The organism is Bradyrhizobium sp. PRIMUS42 (genome assembly GCF_023006515.1).
Classification (GTDB): domain Bacteria; phylum Pseudomonadota; class Alphaproteobacteria; order Rhizobiales; family Xanthobacteraceae; genus Bradyrhizobium.
Window position 1 is genome coordinate 1 of record NZ_JALBGZ010000520.1, and the last position, 4,612, is coordinate 4,612.

At 61.8% G+C, this 4,612-nt stretch carries 6 protein-coding genes and 1 tRNA gene; 3 read left to right on the forward strand and 4 right to left on the reverse strand.

Annotated elements, in window-relative coordinates:
• Together MOV75_RS28245 and MOV75_RS28250 are read right to left on the reverse strand one after the other, a co-directional pair.
• Positions 1–204 (reverse strand): host attachment protein (locus tag MOV75_RS28245; protein ID WP_247006990.1); only part of this gene is annotated, 204 nt, incomplete at its 3' end.
• Between the two features lie 39 nt (positions 205–243).
• Positions 244–654 (reverse strand): DUF3775 domain-containing protein, encoded by a 411-nt coding sequence (locus MOV75_RS28250; protein WP_246919413.1) that lies wholly within the window; start codon positions 652–654, stop codon positions 244–246.
• Positions 655–663: 9 nt separating this feature from the next.
• On the opposite strand from MOV75_RS28250, the gene MOV75_RS28255 reads away from it, so the two are divergent.
• The 3 genes from MOV75_RS28255 (at position 664) to MOV75_RS28265 (ending at position 2,602) form a co-directional block, all read left to right on the forward strand.
• A complete protein-coding gene (locus MOV75_RS28255; RefSeq protein ID WP_246919416.1) occupies positions 664–876 on the forward strand; it encodes a hypothetical protein in 213 nt (70 codons plus the stop codon).
• Between the two features lie 15 nt (positions 877–891).
• On the forward strand, positions 892–1,182 hold the full coding sequence (locus tag MOV75_RS28260; RefSeq protein ID WP_246919419.1) for a hypothetical protein: 291 nt from the start codon (positions 892–894) through the stop codon (positions 1,180–1,182).
• A 454-nt stretch (positions 1,183–1,636) separates the two neighbouring features.
• Complete coding sequence (locus tag MOV75_RS28265; RefSeq protein WP_246919422.1) at positions 1,637–2,602, forward strand: AraC family transcriptional regulator; 966 nt, start codon at positions 1,637–1,639, stop codon at positions 2,600–2,602.
• A gap of 157 nt (positions 2,603–2,759) precedes the next feature.
• On the opposite strand, the gene MOV75_RS28270 is transcribed toward MOV75_RS28265, so the two are convergent.
• Positions 2,760–3,896, reverse strand: coding sequence for a toxin-antitoxin system HicB family antitoxin (locus MOV75_RS28270; protein WP_246919425.1), 1,137 nt, complete (start codon positions 3,894–3,896; stop codon positions 2,760–2,762).
• Between the two features lie 318 nt (positions 3,897–4,214).
• Positions 4,215–4,291, reverse strand: a tRNA-Arg gene (locus MOV75_RS28275).
• Positions 4,292–4,612: the final 321 nt, after the last annotated feature.

Sequence of the window (4,612 nt, forward strand, 5' to 3'; positions counted from 1 at the left end):
CGAGCTGCGCGCCCCGCCCGTAGCGGCATGCAGGCGGCCCGGCGCGTCGGTCCCTTGCGCGCTGGTCGAGGGATTGGGCTGCTCGTGCACCTCCCTGGTGTGAAGGTTCGGAAACATCTCGTCGCCAAGGTTCTCCAGAATGAGCGCCTTGCGCCCATCGCACACGACCAGCCAGTCACCCTTGTCGATTCTCATCTTGTCCATTGCCACTCTCCTTGAAACTTGTCGACGCCGCCTCCGGCATCAGAGATGTTCTTCGAATTCCTCGAAGGACTTGCCGAATTGCGCCATCGCCTCCTCCAGATAGTCAGCGAGCATTGGCGTGCCGATCAGGTAGGAAGCGGTGCGCTGGTTGTGCGCCTGCGCGGCCTGGGTATGCAGTTCGCGCCAATTGGAGAGATCACCGTCGCCGCGACCAAGCCAGGTCAGCGCCACGAGGTCGATCTGCTCGTCGACATTGAGATCGCGGATGAAGCCCGCGAGCTCCGCACGGTCGGTGGTCCCGCCGCGCCCGCTGCGGCCATAGCTCAAGTCATCGTCGCCGAAGTCCACGATGACGCCCCCTCCGGCTGCCTCGCTGTCGGACCGGCGCGATTTCGAGATGACGAAGAAGACTTTCGCCGGCGAGATCGACAGATTTGGAATGACCGGCATCAGTTCACCTTGCCCGGCAGCAAGCACCACGCCGCTGCCACGCCAGCAACACTAAAGGCCGCGGCAGACTTGCGAATTGCGCAGGATCAAGGTCTCCGGCACGGCATCGGCCATGCGGCCAAGGCCGGCCAGCCGACGGATTTGCTGAATTTGTTCATCAGCATTACATTTCGCTTCCGCCACAATTTGATCAGAACAACCTCGATATTCTGGATCGCGTAAGCGGAGGAAGACATCATGACTCTCAAGATCGGCCTCGTCGCCGCAGCCCTGTTCGGTGCCACGTTGGGTGCCTTGGCGACATCGCCGGCGGCGTCCGCCATGCCCATCGCGCCCGCCCCTGCGACACCGCAGGTCTCCGGCGTCGAGCAGGTTCGCATGGTCTGCGACGCCTGGGGACGCTGCTGGTGGCGTCCGAACTATTATGGGTATTACGGTCCGCGGCCGTATTACGGCCCGCGGTATTATGGACCACGCGTTTACGGGCCGCGCTATTACGGCTATGGCCCACGCTATCGCCGCTGGTGACATCTGAAGGGGCCTCAGGGCCCCTTCGCTTTTGCGAGATCATTCCTTGCGCGGTTGTCGCCGGCCTGGAGCGATTCCAAAACTGATCTAGATCAAAGATGAAATCGGCCCGCACCGTCATTCTGCGGTGATGGCCGAGTTGATCGTTTTTCGATGCCCTCAGACGGGCATGAACGTGCAGACGCATCTTGAGAAGCAGCCGAGACAGGAGGGACGAAGCTTTGCGTCCTTCGCCTGCCCCGCGTGCATGCGGCTACATTTCCTCGACGCCGCCTCCGGCCAACCGATGAGTCGGGAACGTTGACGGTGACATCGATCTTGCGGGCGTCATGGCATGACGTCCGCAATACTACGGCCTGGAATTCGATTTACTGAAACGCGATGCTTCGCCATTGATGGCGATGTACCGACCTTCATTTGATTGTCACATTTCAGCAGCCGGCCAGACCCACCCATGTTGTTCGACGCCCTCGCTCCATCCTCCGCGCTCCAACTGATCGGCTTTGCCGACGTCGATGCGTTTCGACCGATCGAGACGATGGAGGACGCCAGAAGCATTCCGCTCGACATCCCAAACTTCGCAGCGGCCCGCGCCGTGGTCTCCCTGCCGGCATGCCGCATCGTCGTGATGAGGTCGTTTGCGCGCATCCTCGACACCGCCTATCGGATGCCGGGCGGAATGGTAATCCTGTCGATGACCGACGACCTCCAGGTCAACTTCAAGGGCCTGGATCTCGATGCGCGCTTCTTCGTTACGCTCCGCGGCAACGATGAATGCCATTTCGTCGAGCCTCAGACCAATCATCATGCCATGATCATCTTCTCCCCCGAGCTGAGAGACCGGGGCTGGTTCGATCACGCCGACGACTTGCGGGCCCGCGTCGCGAACCGGCCCGCCCTGCTCCACACGCGGCGACCCCTGCTCGACATCCTGCGAACCGCGTCCGTGCAGCCGTTCCTGTTCGAAACCAGCGAGGTGGCCGCCCATCTCCAGGAAGGTCTGCTGCTCGCGCTCGACGATTTGTTTCGGATCGATTCGATGTCGGATCTGAGCGCCTCGGTCCACAGCGAGCGCGCGATCAAGCTCGTGCAGCGGATCGACGACTACGTCGCAGCCCGCCCGACCGCGCCGATCTATACCGCCGATCTCGCCGGCGAGTTCGGCGTCTCGATCCGGACGCTCGGCAGCGCAGTCAGCAAGGTGCGTGGCATGAGCCTGCACCAGTACATTCGCCTCAAGAGGCTGTGGGCGACCCGCGGCCGCCTCCTTAGGGGTGGCGGCGCCACCGTCGCGACGTGCGCCCGTGCCCAGGGCTTCCATCATCTCGGTGAATTTGCCGCAGCCTACCGTGCGACGTTCCACGAGACGCCTTCGGACACGCTGGCCCGGGGGCGGCAAGGCCGTATCCGCACAAGCTGACGGACGCAGAAGCTGTGCGACGCTGCCTCGCCCACCACACGTTGGACCCGCAACATGGCAAACTTCTATCGTGGCGAAATGGCCGCACGAGATGGAAGTCTGTTAGCCACAAAAAACCCGGCTGCCCCCCGGACGTCCTGTCACCCAGGGCGGACCATTAAGCTTTCCGACGTGGAGCGGTGTTGCCCTTCTCGGACGCGGCGCCGCGACGATTGCTCTTCTTCAGGGCCTCTATGAGGTCGATGACATTGTCGCCACGACGGAGCGCCAGCTTGGGCTGCTCTTCAGAAGCCTTGCGGCGCAGCTTGGGTGCCGCTCGCAACGTGCGCGGATCAAACCCAGCCGACATCTTCGTTACGATTTGCTTGGCGAGGCCGAGCATCTCCTCGGTAATATGCACATTCGGGATCATGCCGAATAGTTCGCCTGGATCACGCACCTGATCAACATTCCGCAAAAGCGTCGCGACCATACCAACTCCTCGGGGCTCAAGAGCGAATGCGTGCGGCCCCAGGGTGGCGATGGCAACCAATTCGTTGGCAACCATGGCTTCACGAATAACCGCGTATGCGTCATGGCCCACTCGTCCCCCAGGCACGAGGTAGTACGACCCTGCACAATAGACCGGGTCGATATCACCTAGCGGTGCGAAGCTCTCGATTTCTATGGTGACCTCATTGTCCAGCTCGAGATCAGGCGCGTCTTCCGTTGCCGGCCGAAGCTCGACGGGACAAGTCACCAGCGCGAGCCGCAGGAACCCATCGAAGGTGAATTCAGGGCGCTCGACCTCCTGCGTTGGCGTTGGCGGGTTTAGCTTTTCCTCCAGCGCGCTCGTAACCAACGAATTGAGCGTCACGTCCTCACGTGCGGCTGCGAATGCTGCCCGCCGGTGCAGATCTGGAGGCACCCTGACATTAAACAGCCCCTTGAATGGTTTCGCCGGCTCTTTGCCGACCTCGGCGCAAGTCGCGAGATAGTCCTCCACCAGCTCGGCAAAAGCGGCCTCAACATCGGCCGCGCTCTCGACTTCTGTCGTGATCATGTCGTCGATATGCAGCACGCGGATGAGGAGTTTGTTGTCCTCAAAATCGACCGACCCTTGATAGTCGCGATAACGCACGGTGCTCATAGCAGACTCAAATTTTCCAGCTGTTCCTGCAGGCGGCGAACCATCGCCGGTCTCATCTCGCCATCGTGCGGCTCGTCGAGCCAGATCATCGCCTTCGTCATGCGATGCATGAACTTCCGCCTGCTCCCGCCGGTCTTTCAGGACCATGGGCTGGTCGAAGCCCATGGGAGGTGATCAGCCGCTCAAAATCCCGGTAGCGAAACGTCCCTCGGCAGCCCCCGAATGAATGCATCAGGTTGTCTGCCTGCGACATTCCCGGCCCGCTGTAACTATAAATTAGTTACATCATCAGGCCATCGTTTTCAACCCCTGACGACCGAGGGCGGCTACAACCTCACCAAGCGCTCCCCGTGGATTGTCGAAACCTCCCGAAGGTCGGGCAGATCCACTTCGCCATCCACAGCGAGGCGATAGCCTCTCCGAGTTAGATTTGGCGCTCTGGAGGCGTCAGGATCAATCAGGGCCGCTCTGGAAAGAGGCAACTGGCGCGCTCGGAAGGATTCGAACCTCCGACCCTCGGAATCGAAATCCGATGCTCTATCCAGCTGAGCTACGAGCGCCCTGGCCCGGGGCTACCGGGCCGCAAACCGAGACTTGCCCGACCGGCTGCTGACGAGCCAGCAACACCGGGCGGCGTTCGGATGGGTTCGAATTAGCAGAGAGGCTGACCAATAAAAAGCCCTCTTCGCCTCCCTCGAGAAAGCCCTCCTCGCCTCCCTCGGGACGGATCGAGGCTGCTCTCACCAGGTCGTGTTGAAGAGGCCGAAATGCGGCTGCTGGGCGACCAGCATCATCGGCCGGCCCTGAGGCGGTGCCGGATGCGCCCGGGCGACCCTGCGCCTGGGCTGAGCCTGGACCGGAGCAGCTTGGGCCTGAGAACC

What these genes read in the sequence shown, in the direction of transcription:
- MOV75_RS28250 (WP_246919413.1), bottom strand. Translation starts at nt 654, where the DNA reads ATGCCGGTCATTCCAAATCTGTCGATCTCGCCGGCGAAAGTCTTCTTC.
- MOV75_RS28260 (WP_246919419.1), top strand. Translation starts at nt 892, where the DNA reads ATGACTCTCAAGATCGGCCTCGTCGCCGCAGCCCTGTTCGGTGCCACG.
- MOV75_RS28265 (WP_246919422.1), top strand. Translation starts at nt 1,637, where the DNA reads ATGTTGTTCGACGCCCTCGCTCCATCCTCCGCGCTCCAACTGATCGGC.
- MOV75_RS28270 (WP_246919425.1), bottom strand. Translation starts at nt 3,896, where the DNA reads ATGGGCTTCGACCAGCCCATGGTCCTGAAAGACCGGCGGGAGCAGGCG.